This is a genomic window from Microcystis sp. M179S2 (genome assembly GCF_020245805.1).
Taxonomy (GTDB): Bacteria; Cyanobacteriota; Cyanobacteriia; order Cyanobacteriales; family Microcystaceae; genus Microcystis; species Microcystis aeruginosa.
Genome location: NZ_JADBUE010000173.1, coordinates 13386 through 35168, shown reverse-complemented (window position 1 = coordinate 35168; position 21783 = coordinate 13386). Strand labels below are relative to the sequence as shown.

2 protein-coding genes are annotated in these 21783 nt (G+C 40.1%); both read right to left on the bottom strand.

Annotation, left to right across the window (positions count from 1 at the left end; all coding sequences use genetic code 11):
* Positions 1-42 precede the first annotated feature (42 nt).
* Positions 43-15312, bottom strand: a complete 15270-nt coding sequence (locus IM500_RS10610; protein WP_287738338.1) for a non-ribosomal peptide synthetase — start codon at positions 15310-15312, stop codon at positions 43-45.
* On the bottom strand, positions 15309-21707 hold the full coding sequence (locus IM500_RS10605) for a non-ribosomal peptide synthetase (RefSeq protein ID WP_199328817.1): 6399 nt from the start codon (positions 21705-21707) through the stop codon (positions 15309-15311). The genes IM500_RS10610 and IM500_RS10605 overlap by 4 nt, the downstream gene beginning before the upstream one ends.
* Positions 21708-21783 lie beyond the last annotated feature (76 nt).

Here is a 21783-nt window from a genome sequence, read left to right as displayed (position 1 = left end):
GTCTTGCTAAACTATTGATATCAGCTAAAACTTTAACTGTTTTTATAATTCACCATCCTCATAATCTTCTAAGGTTTCAGTCATAGCTGTTTCTCCCGGTGCAACGGTAAGAACTTCAATAATTTGGGCTAAATTAGCGATAGTTGGGTATTCCAGCAGATTTTGTAAAGACAATTCCACCGAGAAAAGATCGCGGGAACGGGAAATAACCTGAGTTGCTAACAAAGAATGTCCTCCCAATTCAAAGAAATTATCCTTAATTCCAATACGTTCGACTCCCAAAACTTCACTCCAAATTTGAGACATTTGAGTTTCAATCGGGGTACGAGGTGCGAGAAATCCCGTAGCTAAATTGCGTGTAGCTGTATCGGGTGTAGGCAAAGCCAGCCGATCTACTTTACCATTAGGAGTCAAAGGTAGGGTATTAAGCAAAACAAAAGCCTGGGGAACCATATAACTAGGTAGCTTTTGTTGGACAAATTCCCGCACCTGTGGTATCAGCTTCTGGACTAATTTACCATATAGGGGATTATTCGTATAATCAGTCCAGGATTTGGGAATAATCGTCTCATCATCCCAAAAATTGGGGTATGGTTGTTGATCAACTTTACTTATTATCGGTTCTAGGATGGCATTCTGGCGACAGAAAACCACATCGAAAGAACCATCTTGACTACCTTCCCACCAACTGAGATGAACAGTGTAACCTAACTGTTCTCCCAGTTGCCACATTTGCTCAGGATTAATCCCTATCCCGCTATTTTTTGCTAACAATTGCCGCAATTCTCCCACCGTTGTTACCCCAGGAGGATTTTCTAAACAGTCTAAAATTTGTAGCGCCTTTTGTAATCGTTGATTGGGTACATCTCTGATACCTAAATATTCTGGTTGTTCCAGTTTTAGTTTATCTTGTAGTTGCGCTAAAGAAAACCGATCCCGCTGCCAATTTAGCCAAGGAATTGTCGTTTTTTGCCCATCAGTATCCAGATGTAAAGTAACATCATAGCGGAATTGGGTTAACTCATTGTCAGCCTGACCCCGTTTCGGGGCAATTTCTACCCAAGAAATTCGCGGAAAACGTTGTTTAAGCGCGATAAAGAACTGAGGTGCAATTAACAATTCTTCTTCGGTAGCTACACTTTGATTCACCTGTTTTTGCCATTCTTCAAGGGTTTTATTAGCTTCAGTGCGAGCTAACTGTACCGCCGCATGGTAAGGCTCTAGTAAGGACAAACTACGGATATCACCTAGGAAAATCTTACCCCGATCTGCAATCGTGTTGACTGCTCCTGCGATAACTTGTAATAGATAATCCACACTAGGGAAATACTGAACAACAGAGTTAATTACTACTCGATCAAAAGTAGCTTGGGGAATGCCGGTAAAATCATCTGCTGTTCGGTGTAATAATCTTACTTTGCCCTCTAAACCCTCAATTGTGCCACATAAATGTTCTAGGTTATTAATAGTAGCAGCGGAATAATCGGCTCCCCAATATTCCTGACAATGTTTCGCCACACGGAATAGCAATAAGCCACTTCCGCAACCAATTTCTAACACTCGTTGCGGTGGTTGATCTGCCAAAATTCGGCTCACTGTCTGATCTACCCATTCCTGCATTTCTGCTGCGGGAATAGCTTGTCCCGTATAACTACTATTCCAACCACTAATATTAAAAGTGGGGTCCTCGGTTTGAGGTTGGGGTTTACTGTAGGATTCTTCGTAAATCTTTTGCCAATCACTAACATATTCACTCTGCCATTGAGCAAGCTGTTGGGGCAATACTTGACCCTTGAGAGCCGGAACTAAGTAGGCTACCAAATTAGTATTAAGCTGGTCATGATCATGATCACTTGCCTGATCAGCGCGAGCTATCACAACCGCTTCTTGTACTAGGGGATGTTGGCTCAAAACTGCTTCAATTTCCCCTAATTCAAGGCGGAAACCCCTTACTTTAACCTGATTGTCAATTCGTCCCAGATATTCAATTTTTCCATCAGGTAAATAACGAGCTAAATCTCCTGTTTTATACAAGCGTTTGCCTTTTAACTGTTCCTTATTTTCTAAATAGATAAATTTCTCTGCTGTCAATTCTAGGCGATTCAAATAACCTCTGGCTACTCCTGCTCCTCCGATATGTAATTCCCCGGGTACACCGATAGGAACCGGTTGTAAATGCGAGTCTAAAATATAAACCTGCACATGAGGAATTGGCCGACCAATAGTTATTTTTTCATCAACCGGCGTACATTTAGCTACCGTTGCACAAACACTTCCTTCGGTGGGTCCATAACCATTAAAGAAATTTCGTCCCTGGGACCATTTTTTCACCAATTCAGGAGAACAAGCTTCCCCGGCGACAATAATAGTTTGCAGAGAGGAAAGATTTTCCCAAGGTAGTACCGCTAAAGCTGATGGCGGTAGAGTAATATGAGTAATCTTATTCTCCCGTAATTGCTTGATTAAGGGTAAACCGGGCATTAAATTTTCTTTACTTGCCAAATAAAGTCTCGCTCCCGCTCCCAAAGCCATGAGAACTTCTGAAATACAGGCATCAAAACTAAAAGAAGCAAATTGAAGCACTCGACTCTGAGAAGACACAGCAAAAGTCTGAATTTGCGCCAAAGCTAAGTTACATAACCCTTGATGTTCAACCATCACCCCTTTAGGTTTACCCGTAGAACCAGAAGTATAAATCACATTAGCTAAATTAGAAGCTGTTACCTTCCCCGTCAAATTATCCCGGTTCATTGGTTTAATTTCTTGCCAAGTTTCAGCTAAAAAGATGGTTTTGCCTCGATGATTTGGGAGTTTATCAATCAGTAAACTTTGGGTTAGTAATAAGGGTACTTGACTATCCTCTAACATAAATTGTAAGCGTTCTTGAGGATATTCTGGGTCAAGGGGTAGATAGGCAGCACCGGCTTTAAGGATGCCTATTAATGCCACAATCATGTCTAAAGAGCGCTCTACACATAAACCGACTATTACCTCGGTTTCTACACCTAAAGAGCGTAAATAGTGAGCTAGTTGATTGGCCCGACTATTTAATTCTGCATAGGTCAACTGTTGATTTTCAAAGACTACTGCTACTGCATCAGGGGTACGCGCTGCTTGTTCCTCAATTAATTGATGAATACACTTGTTATAGGAGTAATCAGCTTTTGTCTCATTCCACTCCTCTAATAGTTGATACTCTTCCTCTGGGGTTAATAAGGGTAGTGAAGCTACTGATTGACGGGGATTTTCCACAATTGCCGCCAACAAAGTCTTAAAATGATTCATCATACGGACAATAGTTTCAGCATCAAATAAATCCCTGTTATAAGAGCAAAAACCGCCCAATCCTTCCGGTGCATCCCAGAGGTAAAGTTCTAGGTCAACCCTAACTGAATCAAGTCCTGATGGTATCTCCTCAATGTTTACTCCGGGTAAATCCCAGGGAGAACTAGGAGCATTCTGAAGGGCAAAAACTATCTGTGTTAAAGGATTACGATCTAAATGACGCTCAATTTGTAATTTTTCGACTAACATCTCGAAGGGTAAATCTTGATGGTCGTAAGCATCTTGAGTAGTTTGTCTGACCTGCGCGAGAAAATCCTCAAAGGTCGGGTCTTGAGATAAATCAAATCTTAACACTAAACTATTGACAAAAAAGCCGATTAACCCTTCAATTTCGGTGCGATTACGGTTAGCAATTGGTGAACCAATTACCACATCTGTTTGTTGACTATAACGAGATAGTAACACAGCAAAACCCGCTAGTAATGTCATAAAAATAGTGCTACCGGACTCTTGACTGAGTTTTTTCAGTTGTTGCGTTAGTTGACTATCTAGTTGCAGTCGCTCCGTCCCACCGCGAAAACTTTGGATTGCTGGCCGGGGACGGTCTGTGGGAAGTTGGTGTAGTAGGGGAACCCCGGTTAATTGTTGCTTCCAGTAGCTTAATTGACGGTCTAATACTTCATTAGTTAACCATTGACGCTGCCACAGGGCAAAGTCAGCATACTGTATCGATAAAGTAGGTAAATCTGCTTTTGTACCGGTGCAGAAACTTCGATAATAGACCGATAATTCGTCGATTAAAACACCTATTGACCAACCATCCGCTGCAATATGATGAATAGCTAATAATAGTACATATTCCTCTGTCTTGACTTGCCATAATTTGACTCGTAATACTGACCCTGATTCGAGATCAAAGGGTTCGGAGGCTGCTGCTAATAACAGGTTTTTTACCTGTTGCTCAGAATGACTGAGGTTTTGCAGATTGACAACTGGTAAGGTGAAGGTTACATTGGGAGCGATCGCTTGTATTGGTTTGTTATCTTTGAGCTTAAACTGAGTCCGTAGGGGTTCATGGCGTTGAATAATTGCCTGGAAAGCTTTTTCTAAGGCTTTAATATTGATATTTCCCCGCAAACGCATCGTTAAATCAATAGTATAAGCCCCACTTTCCCCTTCTAATTGATTCACAAACCAGAGACGTTCCTGGGACCAGGATAGGGGAATATCATCCTCTCGATTAACGGGTACAATTGATGGTAGCTTTAACCCTAAACCTGTTTGCAGTTCTTTTAAAATTACCGCACTTAACTGAGCAATGGTTGGAGATTCAAACAGATAACGCAAGGGTAAAACAATCTCAAAGGTTTCCTGTAATCGAGAAATAACTTGAGTTGCCAACAGAGAATGTCCACCTAATTCAAAGAAATTATCCTCAATACTGACTCGTTTTAATTTCAGTACCTCACCCCAAATCTGCGCCATTTTTTCTTCAATGGGGTTACGGGGAGCTATATATTCACCTTGGCTCTGTAAATCGGGAACAGGTAAAGCGCGGCGGTCGATTTTGCCATTGGGAGTTAAGGGGAAAGCATCAAGAAGAACAAACGCCGTTGGGACCATATAGTCGGGTAACAAATTCTTGAGATTAGCTTTCAAAGATTTACCTAAGTTTGCAGAGTAACTATTTTGACTCTCATCATAATTAGGAAATAGGCGTTGATAGAATGGTCGTTGTCGGAAATTATTTTTATAGTGATAGGAAACATATTCAAAGTCAATAATTTCTCCACTCTTTTTGACCAGATGACCTTTAATCGCATAATCTGGGTTTAAATTATTTTCGCACAGTGTCCGCTCACAAACTGCTTTAATGACATCTCCACGCTCAACCTGAATTGACGGTTCAAATACTGGAAAATAAACGGGTAGCCAGCAATGTTCATGTTTGAGAGTATCGATTTCTTCACCAGCAATAGTCTGCAAAGTGAGCCAAACTAAAAATCCATCCATTCGCCCATTTTTTTGGATTTCAAAGTTTACCTCATGGGAAAATTCTGGACTAATATGTTCGTTAAAGTTTAAGTCTTCTAAAACATCTACAGTGGATAGAACATTGGCTTGAGGAAATTTCTTAAAACAAACCCTTAAGTCGAAGGGATAGCCGACTTGCTCAAATATTTTTTGCGTGTAATAAGCAGGAGTTTGAGAAAATTGGGGATGATGTAATATTTGATCAGGAACAGTGACAACGGCCATTTTAGTAATGCTTCTTTCAGGAATCATCAAACCATTTGGTTTAAGAAATCGTCGGGCGTTATTAATAATAATAGCTGCACCTTCAGAGCCACCAATTGCTCCTACAATTTCTGAAACACAGACATCGGCGAGTTCGGGTATTTCTACTAAATTCGCATCACCATGAATTATGGTTATCTTATCTGCTAATCCCAATTTTTTAATCTGAGCTAATGCTTCGTGACAAGTTTCCTGATTTCTTTCAATTGCATAAATTTTCTTAGCTCCTCCTTCTACACAAAATCTGGATAGGATTGCATCCTTACCTGTGCCAATCTCAACAACTATTTTATCTTTGACCAGTTGATTAATAGCAACTTTATAACTATCGTTACGTCGGTGGTCATTGGTCATTGCATAATACAGCAAGTCGTCATAAACATAGTATTCAGCTATGGATGGCCATAGTTCTACTTGGTCTGTTGATCTGTTTTCTAGTTTCTTGGCTGATGTGAGATTTTTCTGTTGTGGTACAACATAAGTGACTGGAGGTTTTTTCTTCGGTTGATTTTCCTGTTGCGGTACGACGTAAGCAACTAAACGTTTATCCCCTGGATTGTCTTCACGAACAATCACACAAGAAGACTGTACTGCCTCATTTTGGTTGAGTACGGCCTCAATTTCTCCTAATTCAATACGGAAGCCACGCAGTTTTACCTGATTGTCAATCCGTCCTAAATATTCGATTTTACCATCGGGTAAATAACGGGCTAAGTCTCCCGTTTTATATAATTTTGACGGCTCATTGCCCCCCTTATTAAGGGGGGTTGGGGGGATCACTTCATCCTTCTCAAAAGGATTAGGGATAAATTTTTCTTGGGTTAATTCGGGACGATTGAGATAACCCCGCGCTAATCCCATACCACCAATATGTAATTCTCCCGGAACACCAATCGGGACAGGTTGTAAATGGGAGTCTAAGATATAAATTTGGGTGTTAGCAATGGGACGACCAATAGTTACTTTCAGGGTTTCATCTGTCCATTTTTCTACCGTGGCACAAACGCTGGTTTCTGTCGGTCCATAAGCATTAAAGAAATTTCTACCCGTAGCCCATTGTTTGATCAATTCTTCTGAACAAGCTTCTCCTGCCACAATAATTGTTTGTAACTCTGGGATTTCTTCTAGGGGCAAAGCCGCTAAGGCTGAGGGTGGTAAAGTAACATGAGTAATACCATAATCTTTTAATCGCCCCATTAATGGCAACCCAGGCATTAAAGCGTCTTTTGTGTCTAAATAAAGGGTTGCACCTGCTCCTATTGCCATGATAATTTCCCAGATAGAAGCATCAAAATTGAGGGAAGCAAACTGGAGAATGCGAGAGTTTGACTGTAAGTTAAACGTTTTAATTTGCGCTTGAGCTAGGTTAAATAGTCCCCGATGTTCCACCATTACCCCTTTAGGTTTTCCGGTAGAACCAGAGGTATAAATGAGATTAGCTAAATTATTGGCTGTTACTACTCCTGTTAGGTTATCTTGGCTGTTTTGGTTAATTTCTTCTGTGAATCTGTCTAACAAGATTAGCCGCGCTTGATGTTCGGGTAGTTTATCGATTAATCCCTCTTGAGTTAGCAATAATGACAGTTGAGCATCAGCGATGGCAAATTGTAGCCGTTCACTGGGATAATCTGGGTCGAGAGGTAGATATGCACCACCCGCTTTTAATATCCCCAATAATCCGACAATCATCTCTAAGGAACGCTCAAGGGAAATACCGACTAAAGTATCAGCTTTTACGCCTAATTTCCGCAAATAATGAGCTAGTTGATTAGCACGACAATTTAACTCATTGTAGGTTAATTGTTGCTGGGAACAGACCACCGCTACCGCGTCGGGTGTGCGTTTTACCTGTTCCTCAAATAACTGATGAATACACTTATACTCAGTATAGTAAACTTGAGTATTGTTCCACTCAATTAATAACTGATTAGTCTCACTTTCTGTCAGTAAGGGTAATTGGGAAATCCGCGCTTGAGGATTGGCCGCAATTCCCCCTAATAAGTTGAGAAAATGCCCTGATAATCGCTCAATAGTGCTACTTTCAAACAAATCAGTATTATATTCCCAGACACCTTTTAAGCCATCATCGGTGTTAACCATAGCTAAGGTTAAATCAAACTTAGCTGTGGTATTTTCCGGTGGCAAATCTGTCACCGTTAATCCCGTCATTGCAATCTCAGACTTAGGTGTATTTTGCAGGACAAAAGCGACGTGAAATAGGGGAGTATGGCTCAAATCCCGTTCCGGTTGCAACGCTTCGACTAACATTTCAAAGGGTAAGTCTTGATGCGCGTAAGCATCCATTGTCACTTCCCGAACACGGGTTAATAACTGACTAAAACTCGGATTATCTGATAAATCCGTCCGCATCACTAAAGTATTAACAAAGAAGCCGATTAAACCCTCAATTTCACCGCGATTACGATTAGCAATGGGAGTTCCTACCAAAATATCACTTGACCCTGTATAACGATACAGTAAAGCATCAAAAGCAGCCAACAGCGTCATAAATAATGTCACCCCTTGTTGGCGACTCAATTCAGTCAAAGCTTGGCTAAGTTTGGGGGAAAGGGAAAATTCTTGCTGAGTACCGACAAAGCTTTGCACCGCAGGCCGAGGGTGGTCTGTGGGAAGCGATAATAAAGGGGGTGCAGCTGTTAGTTGATTTTGCCAGTAATTTAATTGAGTTTGCAGGACATCCCCTTGTAACCATTGTTTTTGCCAGAGTGCAAAATCTGCATACTGAATCGGTAAAGGAGCTAAATTTGCGGGATGATTTTGAGTGTAAGCATTATATAAGCTGGTCAGTTCGTGAATAAATACTTCTATTGACCAACCATCACTAATAATGTGGTGCATACACACTAATAAGAAATGTTCCGTCTCGGATAGCACCACTAAAGTGATTCTGATTAAGGATTCTTTGGCTAAATCAAAGGGTTGAGTGGCTTGTTTTTGCTTTAATTGCTCTGTTTTTTCTGCTTGCTCTTGGATGGGTAAATCTTGTAAATCAACGACCGATATTGTCTCCCTTGTTGTTTGAATAATCTGAGTCGGTTGTCCATCAATCGTGACAAAATTAGTCCGTAATACTTCATGGCGATCACAGATTTCTCGTAAACTTTGTTCTAAGGCCTTTTGATTGAGGTTGCCTCGGAAATGCAACACCATCGGTATATTGTATAAAGCGCTATTTGGTTGCAATTGATCTAAAAACCATAAACGCTGTTGAGCAAAAGATAGAGGTAGTTCTGTATCCTTAGTTCTCGGTAAAATGGGGGGTACTGTTAGCGTGAGATTTTGCTGCTGTAATTGTCCAATAAGATGCGCTAATTCGGCTACCGTAGCTGCACCAAATAAACTCCGCAAAGGTAGTTCTATTTTAAATAAACTCCGAATCCGAGAAACTAATTGAGTTGCGAGGAGAGAATGGCCGCCAATTTCAAAGAAATTATCATAAATTCCCACTTGCTCTATTTTGAGTATTTCTGTCCAAATTTGCACCAACATCTCCTCAATTCCATTGCGTGGTGCTACATATTGATCCTGGCGATTTCCTATTTTATCTGGTGCGGGTAAAGCGCGACGATCTACCTTACGATTAGTAGTAAGGGGTAAAGATTCCAGAAAAACAAAAGCTTGAGGAACCATATACAAAGGCAATTTACTGGACAGAAACTGACGCAGTTCACTAATCATCGGTATCCGTTCGTAATGAGCTACTATGTAGGCGACTAAATATTTATCCCCCGGGGTATCTTCCCGAATAATCACACAAGATGTTTGTACATCAATATTTTGGTTAAGTACCGCTTCAATTTCTCCTAACTCAATACGGAATCCGCGAATTTTAACCTGATTGTCAATCCGGCCAAAACATTCAATATTACCATCGGGTAAATAACGCGCTAAATCTCCCGTTTTATACAAACGATTGAACGGTGAATGAGCAAAGGGATTGTCAATAAATTTTTCAGCAGTTAATTCGGGACGATTCAGATAACCCCGCGCTAAACGAACACCGCATAAATGCAATTCTCCCTTCACGCCAATGGGTACAGGTTGCAGATTTTGATCCAAGATATATGCTTTTGTGTTAGCAATGGGACGACCAATCAGCACTGAATTGATTTTTTCTGACTGATAATCTAGCAAGTCATGAACTATGGCGGTTACAGACGCTTCTGTAGGTCCATATACATTAATACATTCAACCCGTTTTCCGACCATTTGTCGCCAAATATTGACGGTTTCTGGTAACACTGCATCCCCTCCCACGGCGACGACCCGCAGACTGGATGGTACAGTAGCTAATGATTGGGAAACGGCGAGCGCCCATTCATGCCAATAGGCAGGGGTAATATTTAAAACGGTGAGGCTTTCTTGTTCGATAAAATCGGCAAAATCAGTCAAAGTTGGGAACATTTGCCCTGGTCTTAAGACCACTGTGCCACCTTTTAACCAGGTGGGGAAAATTTCTTCCGCAGCGACATCAAAGCCAAAGGAAGCAAACTGTAAAACGCGATCAGATTCTGTTAAACCGAATACTTCACTAATGCCCCAACTATGATTAACTAAGGCCGCGTGGGTTAACATCACTCCTTTAGGTTTACCGGTTGAACCAGATGTATATAATAGGCATAGTAAATTTTCTGGAACCACTTCACTGAAGGGATTTTCTGGACTTTGAACTGTCAAAATCTCGGCTAATTTATCTAAGACAATTACCCCCACATCTTCTGCTGGTAAAGAATCGAGTAAACTTTCTTGAGTTAGCAGTAGAGAAATTTGGGCATCTTCTGCCATATAAGTCAACCGTTGCTGGGGATAATCTGGATCTAAAGGTATATAGGCTCCTCCAGCTTTGAGAACTGCTAATAATCCGACAATAACTAACAGCGACCGCTCTAGATAAATGCCAACTAAAACTTCTGAATTTACCCCCAAAGATTGGAGATAATGGGCTAATTGATTCGCCTGAATATTTAAGTCTTGATAGGTTAATTCTTGACCTTCAAAGACCACTGCTACTGCAGCCGGTGTTCGTGCCGCTTGTTCTTCAAATAAATGATGAACACAATGATGGAAAGGATAGTCTTTTTCGGTAGCATTCCATTCTTCTAATAATTCTTTTGCCTCGACTTCAGTTAATAGTGGTAGTTGGAAAATTGGCTGCTGCGGGTTAACAACCAATGCTTCTAGCAAGGTGATAAAATTCCCTGTTAATCGCTCAATGGTACTGCGATCAAATAAATCGGTATTATATTCCCATACCCCTTGTAATCCTGAACCGGTATTCTCCATCGCCAGGGTTAGATCAAATTTGGCGGTGTCATTTTCTGTGGTGAGGGGAGTGGCGGTTAATCCTGTTAGTTCTAAGGGAGACGGGGGACTATTTTGCAGCAGAAAATCCACTTGAAATAAAGGCGCGTGACTTAAATCTCGTTCAGGTTGTAGGACTTCTACTAACATTTCAAAGGGCAAATCCTGATGAGCATAGGCATCCATTGCCATTTCCCGTACTCGACCCAATAACTGATTAAAATTGGGCTTACCTGACAAGTCAATTCGCAAGACCAAAGTATTGACAAAAAAGCCGATTAAACCTTCAATTTCACTGCGATTACGGTTAGCAATGGGAGTACCAATTAAGATGTCTTCCTGTTCTGTATAACGGTAAAGTAAGACAGCATAAGCGGTTAACAGGGTCATAAATAAGGTGACACCCTGTTCCTGGGTTAATTGGGTCAGTTTTTCGGTTAATTCCCAAGAAAGGCTAAAGGGTAAATGTCCCCCAGCAAAACTTTGTTGATTGGGTCGAGGTCTATCTGTTGGTAAAGATAGGAGGGCCGGTGCGCCGGCTAACTGTTTTTGCCAGTAATCTAGTTGCTGTTGCAATACCTCTCCCTGCAGCCATTGTCTTTGCCAAAGGGTAAAATCTCCATACTGGATAGATAGGGGATTTAGAGGCGAAGATAAACCCTGAATATAGGCATTATAGAGGGCGGTTAGTTCCTGAAGAAATACCCCCATTGACCAGCCATCACTGACAATGTGGTGCATACAGACTAATAAGAGATGTTCCGTTTCAGATAACACCACTAAAGTGATTCTGATTAAGGGTTCACCGGCTAAGTCAAAGGGTTGAATCGCTTGATTTTGTGCTAACTCTTGAGACGCAATTACTTGTTCACTACCAGATAAATGCTGTAAATCAACAACCGTAACTGTCCAGTTTCGTGCTTGTATAACTTGGGTAGGGATACCATCAACGGTAATAAAGTTGGTGCGTAAAGCCTCATGGCGATCGCAAATTTCTCCTAAACTCTGGATTAAGATTTCTGAGTTTAAAGTTCCTTCTAAACGCAAGGCTAGGGGGATATTATAAAAAGAACTATTCGACTCAAATTCAGCCAAAAACCAGAGACGAGTCTGAGCAAAAGATAAGGGTAGTTCTGCTGCTTTGTCCCTGGGTAAAATCGGCAGTTCAGTTAGTTGTTCTCCTTCGGAAAGCCGTTTTATTCCCTGTGCTAATTCGGCGATTGTCGGTGCAACAAATAACTCGCGTAAGGGCATTTCTACCTGAAAAGCCTCACGGATGCGCGAAATTAGTTGCGTTGCTAATAATGAATGTCCACCCAACTCAAAGAAGTTGTCGTGAATCCCCACCTGTGCAACTTTTAACACTTTTCCCCAAATCGAGGATAATATCTCCTCAATGGGGTTACGCGGCGCAATGTATTGCGCTTGGCTTTGGAATTCGGGAGCCGGTAAAGCACGATGATCAATCTTACCATTGGGCGTTAAGGGTAGGGATTCCAAAATGACAAAGGCACTAGGAATCATATACTCTGGTAACTTAGCTTTCAGGAATTGCCGCAGTTCAGTAACATTAAGCGAATTTTCCTCCTTTTGGGTGGAAACAATCTCTACTTGGGGAATAATATAGGCGACTAAACGTTTCTGATTTATCTCATCTTCTTGGGCAATAACAACAGCCGTTTTTACTGCATTGTGCTGACTAAGAACGGTTTCAATTTCTCCCAATTCAATGCGAAAACCCCGAATTTTTACTTGATTGTCAATCCGTCCTAAATATTCGATTTTACCATCGGGTAAATACCGACATAAATCTCCCGTTTTATATAATTTTGACGGCTCATTGCCCCCCTTATTAAGGGGCGTTGGGGGGATCACTTCATCCTTCTCAAAAGGATTAGGGATAAATTTCTCTTGAGTTAATTCTGGACGATTGAGATAACCCCTGGCTAACCCGACACCGCCAATATGTAATTCTCCAGCTACCCCCACAGGAACAGGTTGTAAGAAAGCATCAAGAATATAAACCTGAGTATTACTGATGGGTCGCCCAATGGGAACATTGGTTATAGTTGGTGAAGTAAATTCGGAGAAAGTCGCCGCAATGGTTGCTTCCGTTGGTCCGTAAGCATTTAATAGTCGAGGAAGAGGGGAATATTGGCCTGTAACTGTTTGCCATTGCTGTACTTTTGCCGGTTGAATGGCTTCCCCACCAATGACAATTAGTTTAATCTTTGAGAGAATTGGCAGGGTATCAGGGGTTAATTCAGAGGCTAATTGATGCCAATAAGCAGTAGGAATACCCAAAACTGTTAATTGCCATTTTTGACAACATTGCCAAAAATCCTCACTAGAGCGCAACATTTCTTCTGTTCGTAATACCAAGGTCGCACCCGATAACAAACTAACAAAAATTTCTTCAACGGAAGCATCAAAGCAGATAGAGGAAAATTGCAGAATTTGATCCTCTGAGGTAATACCATACTCTCGAATAGTAGTCAGGATATAGTTGACTACTGAGCGATGTCCAATCATTACCCCTTTGGGTTGACCTGTGGAGCCGGAGGTGTAGATAATATAGGCTAAATTGTGCTGCTCAACTGCTACCAAAGGGTTAACTGTACTCTGTTTGGCAATTGTTGACCAGTCTTGGTCTAAACAGATAGTTGTTCCTTGAAATGCTGGTAATTGTTCCAGAAGTTGTGATTGAGTCAGGAGAATACTAAGTTGAGTATCTTCAAGAATATAGGTAATTCGCTCTTTTGGATAATTAATATCTAAAGGAACGTAAGCTCCCCCTGCTTTAAGTATTCCCAGGATTCCGATAACCATCTCTAGGGAACGTTCAACAAAAATCCCGACTAAACTATCGGATTTTACCCCTAAAGATTGTAGGTAATGTGCCAATTGATTAGCACGATTATTTAATTCTTGATAGGTGAAAAATTCATCTTCTAATTTAACTGCGATCACCTGTGGATTCTGTTTTACTTGTTGTTCAAACAACTGATGCAGACATAAATCATTTTTGTAGTCAGTTTCAGTCTGATTCCAATCAAATAATAACTGATTGCGCTCACTTTCTGTCAGTAATGGTAATTGGCTAACGGTTTGTTCTGGATTAGCAATAATCCCAGTTAATAGGTTAACAAAATGCCCTGATAATCGCTCAATTGTGCTTTTGTCAAACAGATCTGTATTATATTCCCAAATCGCAGTTAATCCAGCTTCTTTTACCTGTATAGATAAACTTAAGTCAAACTTAGATGTCTTAAATTCTAAAGGCTGACGAGTGGCTTTTATTCCTTCTAAATCTATGCTATCTACAATTTCATTATCTAAACCAAACATCACCTGAAATAAAGGAGTATAACTCATATTTCTTTCAGGTTGTAGGGCCTCTACTAACATCTCAAAAGGTAAATCTTGATGGTCGTAAGCATCCGTTGCTGTTTCTCGTACCTGTTTTAATAACTCGCTAAAACTGGGATTTCTGGCTAAATCTGTTCTTAAGACTAAGGTATTGACAAAAAAGCCGATTAACCCAGCTAATTCACTACGAGTACGGTTAGCGATGGGAGTACCGACTAAAATATCTGTTTGTCCTGTGTAACGATAGAGTAAGGTCTGAAATGCGGTTAACAGGGTCATAAATAAGGTGACACCTTTTTCCCGACTCAGCTTATTTAACCCTTGACTAAGTTCTGGAGAAAGGATACATTTTATGCGATCTCCCTGAAAACTTTGTTGTAGAGGACGGGGATAATCCGTAGGTAGATGTAATAAAGCGGGTGCTGCTGCTAACTGTTTTTGCCAGTAATTTAACTGATTTTCTCGGATTTCTCCCTGTAAATATTCCCTTTGCCAAATTGCAAAATCTGCGTACTGGATTGGTAACTCTTGTAAAAGAGGTTCTAAACCTTTAGTATAGGCATTATAAAGGGTTGTCAATTCCTCAATAAATACCCCCATTGACCAACCATCAGAGACAATATGGTGCAGACAAATCAGCAAAAAATGTTCTGTGTCTGATAACTTAAGTAGGGTGGCTCTAATTAGGGAGTCATTGGCTAAATCAAAAGGTTGATGGCTGTGAATTTCTAGCCATTTTTTTATTTCCTGCTCTTCTCGATATTTTGGGCTGTCTTTCCCATTGACAAGCGTTAATTGCCAATTACTTTCTGGTTTAATTACTTGTACAGGATTTCCCTCAATAGTGGCGAAATTTGTGCGGAGGGACTCATGGCGCTGAATAATTTCTTGTAGGCTTTTTTCGAGGACATCTACCTGGAGATTTCCTGCTAAATGCAAGGCCAAGGAAATATTATAAAAGGGACTGTTTGGTTCTAATTGATCTAAGAACCATAAACGCTGTTGGGCATAAGATAGGGGTAATTCTTCAAAATTCATTTTCTTTTTCTTGGTAAAATTGCTGGAACGATGGTATCGGATTTTTCCTGTTTTAACTGTTCAATCCCTTGGGCTAATTCTGCTAGTGTGGCCGAGTTGAATAACTGACGTAGGGGAAGTTCAACTTTCAAGCGATCGCGGATCTGTGCTACTAATTTAGTGGCTAGTAGGGAATGGCCTCCCAGTTCAAAGAAGTTATCATTTATACCCACTTTCTCGACTTTTAGCACTTCTGACCAAACAGTTACTAATATATCCTCGATCGGGTTACGCGGAGCAACATATTTTTCTGATGGTTCACTACTAGATTCTGGTGGTGGTAAAGCTCGATGATCTATTTTTCCATTAGCAGTAAGGGGTAAGGCATCTAAAATAACGAAAGCATTAGGTATCATATAACCGGGTAATTTAGCTTTCAGAAATTGCCGTATTTCGTTAATGGTAATTATTTTTTCCGATTGTGGCACAATGTAGGCCACAAGACGCTTATCTCCTGTTGCATCATCCCTCACTATTACTACTGTTTCCCAAATCTGGGGATGAGATGCTAATAATGCTTCGATTTCCCCTAACTCAATCCGAAAACCCCGAATCTTAACCTGATTGTCAATGCGCCCTAAATATTCTAATTCTCCCTTAGGTAAATAACGGGCTAAATCTCCCGTTTTATATAATTTTGACGGCTCATTGCCCCCCTTATTAAGGGGGGTTGGGGGGATCACTTCATCCTTCTCAAAAGGACTAGGAATAAACCTTTCTGTTGTTAATTCAGGACGATTGAGATAACCTTTTGTTACTCCGGCACCCCCCACATACATCTCCCCGGGTACACCAACCGGTACAAGTTGTAAATATTGGTCTAGTAAATATACCTGTAAGTCGGGAATGGGACGACCAATCACACTAGCTGTACTATCCAAGTCGGTCATACTTAATGGTCGATAGGTGACATGAACGGTAGTTTCCGTAATTCCGTACATATTAACTAATTGGGGGCATTGGTCGCCATGGCGCTGAAACCAAGGTTGTAAGCTGTTAATTTCTAAAGCTTCTCCTCCAAAAATAACCAAACGTAAGCTTAAATCGTTATCTGTTGTCGATGAACGATCCCCCCTAACCCCCCTTGATAAGGGGGGAAAACTTCCTTTTAAGGATTCTTCAGCTTGAATTAACTGACGGAAAGCGGTAGGAGTTTGATTAAGAATTGTTACTTTTTCTTGACATAATAGCTGATAAAATGCTTCGGGGGAACGGGTCACTAAGTAGGGGACAACTACCAAGCGTCCACCATATAACAAAGCTCCCCACATTTCCCACACCGAAAAGTCAAAAGCGTAGGAATGAAATAGAGTCCAGACATCTTGACTACTAAAATTATACCAAGCATCTGTAGCGGCAAATAATCGCACGACATTGGAGTGATTGACTAACACCCCTTTCGGTTTACCTGTGGAACCGGAAGTGTAAATAACATAAGCTAAGTTATCTGGAGTGACGGTGTTTTCTGGATTTGAATGGCTGTTTTCGGCAATTTTTTCCCAGTCGGTATCTAAATAAATAATCGAAGCTTGATGTTGAGGTAGAGTTTCTCCTAGCTTTTGTTGCGTTAACAGCACTGATAATTGAGCATCTTCTAACATGAAGCTTAACCGTTCAATCGGATATTCTGGGTCAAGAGGAACATAAGCACCACCCGCTTTTAATATCCCCAATAACCCCACAATCATCTCTAAAGAACGCTCAAGACAAATCCCCACTAATTGATCAGGTTTTACTCCCAAAGATTGCAAATAATGCGCTAACTGATTAGCTCGATGATTTAACTCATTATAGGTTAATTTTTCATCTTTAAATACTACAGCTACAGCATCAGGAGTCCGTTTTACCTGCTCTTCAAATAACTGATGAATACACTGAGTATAACTGTATAGTGTATCAGTATTATTCCATTCTAATAACAGTTGATAACGCTCTTTTTTTGTTAGTAATGGCAAGGTTCCTACCGACTCTTGCGGATTAGTAACAATTGTCTCTAATAATGTCTGAAAATGACCAGTCATGCGAGCAATTGTGTTTTGATCAAATAAATCTGTATTATATTGCCAAAATCCTTGGAGAGAGTTGCCTTCTTCTGTATTTGTTTCCCACATTTGTAAGGTGAGATCAAACTTGGCGTTAACATTATCTAGAGGTAGATGCGATATTTTTAACTCAGGATTTTCTAATTCCTCCATTGCCACATTTTGTAAAACAAACATGACCTGAAACAAAGGACTGTGACTAAGACTGCGCTCTATTTGCAAAGTTTCGATAATCTGCTCAAAAGGAACGTCTTGGTTAGCATAAGCATTCGTACAAACAGAACGCACTTGTCTTAATAATTCTTCAAAACTGGGATTACCTTCTAAGCGAGTTCGCATCACTAGGGTATTGACAAAAAAGCCAATTAATCCTTCTAATTCTTGATAGTTGCGATTAGCAATCGGTGTTCCTACCAGAATATCATCCTGACCACTATAGCGGAATAATAGAGTAACATAAGCCGCCATCAACGTCATAAATAGGGTAGTTGCTGATTTGTGGCTGAGTTCTTTTAGAGATGCTGTCAGTTTGGCATCTAACTGGAAGGAAAAACATCCACCTCGGAAAGTTTGCACAGAGGGACGGGGTCTGTCCGTAGGTAATTCTAGCAAAGGAGGGGCTGCGGCTAACTGTTGTTTCCAGTAATTAATTTGGTTTTGGATGGTGATAAAACCTTGAGTTTCTCCTTGTAACCATTGTCGTTGCCAAATTGTAAAATCGGCATATTGAATCGGCAATTCTGAGAGAACAGAACCATCATCAAGCAAAAATCCTTGATATAAACTTGACAATTCTTTGAGCAATACTCCCATTGACCAACCATCACTAATAATGTGGTGCATGGTCAATAACAAAGCTGATGATTCTGATTTAAGTTGCACTAAGGTGACTCTTAGCAATATTCCCTTAGTCAGGTCAAAAGGTTGTAATTGATCCTCAGTTGCTAAAAGTTGTAATTGTTGTGACTGTTCTTGTCCTGATAATCCTTGTAGGTCCACAACCGAAATTTTCAGAGTTGCGCGGGGAGCAATTACCTGTACTGGAGTTTCTGCTACTTCCTTAAAATTAGTGCGTAGAATTTCGTGACGACGGACAATTTCGTTAAGACTAAGTTCTAAAATTTCTATATTTATGCGTCCCTGAAGATGAACCGCTTTAAACATATTGTAAAAAGAGCTGTCTGGTTCTAATTGCGCTAAAATCCATAGTCGCTGTTGAGCAAAAGAAACCGGGAAAGTCTGAGGTTCGGCGGGATTTTTTCGACTAATTTGAGGAATATTATTGTTATTTTTCGGATAGCCAAAAGACTCTGCTAGTTGCCAAGTTACATTACCTAAAAAGTCAGTGTTGTAGTAATCTTTCCATTGCTCAATGGTGTTAGGATTAATGCTTTGATGTTGATGAAATTTTACATCTCCTAGCATTCTAGATTCGGCATAAATACCGTCAGTCATGCGATGCTTTTTCTCTTGGTAGGGTTGCAGCATATCAGGATTAAATTCTACTCCTAAAAACTGACATAAACTCTCTAGGGTTTTCTGTGGCTGCTTAACGATGTCTTCAAATTTAACTTGATACTGACGTTGGGGAGAAACTTGTTGTAGAAATTCGCAGATATTTTGATGGCTAATCAGCCAAATGAGTTCGGCAAGTTCTCGATTATTGAAAGGATTTTGATAGGGAAATATTTGCTCAATTTTAGCTTCTTCATAAGAGTGAATCATTCCTAAAGGATGACGCACCAGATGAATATATAGAGGGTTATCAAAATTTATTTCTGCTCGTTTTAGAGTTTCTAAATCTAGAGAATAGGATGGAGTTTTATCCACTAAGATTTTATCTCCCAACCATCCCTGTAGAAGACGGTAAAACTGTTTGCTAGTCAGATTTTTCTCTTCTAATTCTTCCATAATTGCGATCGCTTTTTCAGCATTACACCCCTTAATTTCCATGATGGTGCGAATTGTTCCTTCCATCCAGAAGTTGTAACGGCCAGAAAATTTCGCCTTTCTTTCCCTAAGAATATTAAACCCTAGTAGTTCCAATTCTGGAGGTGCAAAAAGCTGTGGATTTCCTCCTAAGATAACGCGGAGTAAGGTGGAACCGCTACGATAAGGAGAAAGGATAAATATAGCTGGTGGATTTTTGCTATTGTCATCATCTATTGGGCTGCTAAGAGCAGGAATTAGGGAGCGCATTTGTAACACTTTAGCTTCAGCAATGCGCTCTTGTGGTAGGTTGTTAATTTCGGTTCTTTCTTTACCTAGTATTTTGGTAACTGCTTTTGGATAATGTTCCTCTATATATCCGGCTAATTCCTTAACAGTCTTTTTGTCAAATAAAACAATAAAGTGAATAATTTCGTTTAGTTGTGCTTGCAGTTTATTAATTAGAATTGCTCCCCGAATTGAATCACCACCAAGCTCAAAAAAATCGTCATCTCTCCCCACTCTGTCAAGTTTAAGGACTTCTGCGAATAGAGAAGCAATCACTTTTTCTAGAGGAGTACGAGGAGCAATAAATTCTGTGTCTAACTGAGTCCGTTGACGCTGGTTTTGAGAATTAATTGTTCGCAGAATTAGTTGAGCATCATATAAGTTATTTCCAATCTCTTCAAAAAACTCTGATCGAATAATTCTCTTAACTGTTTTAGATGAATTTTTAGTAGCTATTTTATGTTCATCACCGAGAGGAGTGAAATTAACTTTAGACGCAATATAACTAGGAAAATTAAATAAATATCTCTCCTCTTTTTCCTGCTGAAATTCTTGACCAACAGTCCTTAAAAAATCCCAAATTGGTTGATTTTTGGGGGTAGGTTTATAAATAAGTTTGAGTTGTTCTAACCCTTTTTGTTGAGCAATTGTACCCAAATAAGCTAACATTTTATGTTCTACACCGCGACCCAATACTCGACAACTGAGCAAAAATGTATCGACAATCAGGGATTTTTCTTGAGCAGTAAATAATAGCAAACCAACTAAACCATAATCCCCAAAACGATCTTTTACTTTAACCACTCGACAGTCTAATTCCCCTAGACCACAAAGTTTTTGAATTTGCGATTCTGAGCGTCGGATAGTTGTTAAGTTAAATTGGTTAGTACGTTGAGTAAGTTGGGCAACTCGCGTCAATTCCTCCGTTTGCATCGGGGAAATCTCTATTTCTAAGTTGAGTTGGCCGAGAAAATCCTCAAAAGAAAGGGAATATTTTTGTAAATTCTGACGCTGAATATTCTGTTGATAAAGATTAGTTCTTTGTCGGTCTTCTTGAGTGGTTTTGAGGTGATCAAAAGCCCAAATATGTTCTAAAAATTTTGGAATATGATCGCAATTTTCAGGAAGTTGTAATGTCAAAACTTCTGGACAGTTTGCTCTAACTTCCGCACACTCAACTGGATTATCATCAATAAAAATAAAGCTATCTAATCCTAGTTGTAATTCCTCCGCTAAGGACTGCAAATTCTGAGATTTTTCTTGCCAGTTAATGCGCCAATTTACTAAATGATTTTCCTTAAGTAACATATCGGGATGTCCTTCAAAAACGGCAAAGACATCCTCTGGTTGATTCTTACTACATAAACAGATTAACTTTCCTGCTGCTTGCTGTGCGATGATAAATTCTTGTAAAGCTCGAAATGGAGCATCAATTTTCACTCCCTTAACTCCATCTTCTCCACAAACCCCATGCCATAATGTATTGTCGCAGTCAAGGACAATCACTTTGTAAGGAGAGTTTATCAAGGCTAAGATTTTTCGCGCTAATATTGTCCCCAAAGCCGCAAAAAAAGCCAAGGTATAGGGAATATTTCCTAGTTCTTCTCCATAAGGATCATAATACTCTTGTACAGGATAAGTCTTGAGTAATGCTTGACTTTTAATTAGATATATGCTAGGGATATTCTGGAGATCACGGTCTAATTGTTCTTGTAATTTCTCATGTAAACTATTGAACGTTGTATCATGGGTTGGAGAGGGGGGACAGACACAGACTAAATAGGGAATTGGCGAGCGCATTGTCGCCGTTTTCAAGGCATTACCAAAGTCTCTAAGGGTTTGCTCTAAGGTCAATTCGGCCTTGTTTTTACTTCCTTCCCAGTCTTCAAACCTAACCAGAATCACATTAACCCCATTTTGATTAGTCGCTAAAAGACTAGCAGGATTGAGTAATTCTTGAAAGACTTGATTGTACTGAGCAAATTCTATTGAATAAGGAAATCCTATTTTTTTGAGCCAATATGACAGGGAATCCTCCACTGGTTCACTGGTAAATGTAGCTGTAATAACGATTTTATGATTAGCAAGTGCTTTCATTATTGGCATGGGTTACTCTGTTGGCAGCGACAATAAGAAGTCTATCTGATTTTATCTTCAAACGGTTTTCCTAGTT